Consider the following 727-nt stretch of genomic DNA (forward strand, 5'->3'; position numbering starts at 1 on the left):
GAAGGTATATTCACTGGCGCAGTCGGCACCGCAGAGCATTTGTGTGAATTTACTGAGCACGTGGGGTTAAAGCGCGCACACGGTAAAGCAAATGCCCAAGCTTGTTTGAATAGCGCGTAAACATAACTACATTCAAAGGCAGCACTAAGACAGCAAGAAAAATACGGCTACCTTGGGGGAGAAGTAAAGCTTGCCTGAAATTCACTCATTTAATCAACATCTATAAAAATCGATATACAAAGGCTTATAAGATGAAGTACATGCATTGTTGTTGGCCAATGGATAGCAGTGTTTCAGAGCATTATTATTGCGTAGCATTATTATGGGTGGCATAGTAATTTTCTCGACAAGCCAATAAAGAAGATAAATGCACAGGGCACTTTTGGGAAGGACGCTTTAAATCACAAGCCCTGCTCGATGAAGGGGCATTACTTGCTTGTATGGCTTATGTAGATTTAAATCCAGTGCGTGCGGGCATTGCTCCAACACCTGAGCAATCGAATTTTACCAGTATTCAACTGCGTATCAAAGCAGCCATTATCGGAGAGCAACCGACAACGTTATTACCTTTTACGGGCCATGAACAGCAAGAGAAAACCTCCGGTATCCGCTTTAGCTTGAAGGACTATTTAACCCTTGTAGATGAAACAGGTCGCGTAATAAGAGCAGACAAACGAGGCGCTATCGATAACAAAACCGCAAATATACTGTCAAGACTTCACATCAG

General features: G+C 42.8%; 1 pseudogene. It reads left to right on the top strand.

The window, feature by feature from the left end:
• Positions 1–341: 341 nt before the first annotated feature.
• A pseudogene (locus H4J75_RS19655) lies at positions 342–727 on the top strand (transposase); the annotation flags it as partial.

Origin of the sequence: Colwellia sp. BRX10-1, assembly GCF_014077545.1 — a bacterium.
Classification (GTDB): domain Bacteria; phylum Pseudomonadota; class Gammaproteobacteria; order Enterobacterales; family Alteromonadaceae; genus Colwellia_A.